Consider the following 280-nt stretch of genomic DNA (forward strand, 5'->3'; position numbering starts at 1 on the left):
GCTAAATTAGCCCAAAAGTAAGGTTTTCCTTTGAGCATAGATAAAGCGCTAGACAACAATATCATTGATGAAACCTTATGGTTTAAAACAACTTTGGCAGCCACATTAAGTGAGTTTAATTATTACTTAATTAAGAAGAATGGCCAAATTAGCTGTAATTTTTCATCCCTGTGTGATGATCATTACAGCAGACTCTATACGCAGTTTACCGCCATGTCGTTGCAACATAGCCTTGCTGAAATAATGCCATTAAATGATGAGGGCAAGACATGTTGGGGGC

Annotated in this window: 1 protein-coding gene; it reads left to right on the top strand. The window is 37.5% G+C overall.

The annotated features are described in order from the left end of the window. Window positions 1-30 precede the first annotated feature (30 nt). Window positions 31-280, top strand: a 250-nt coding sequence (locus tag AAEZ03_RS27020; protein WP_350582890.1) for a hypothetical protein, incomplete at its 3' end; no start/stop codon positions are given.

Origin of the sequence: Pseudomonas sp. HY2-MNA-CIBAN-0224, assembly GCF_040310285.1 — a bacterium.
GTDB classification, from domain to species: Bacteria; Pseudomonadota; Gammaproteobacteria; order Pseudomonadales; family Pseudomonadaceae; genus Aquipseudomonas; species Aquipseudomonas helleri.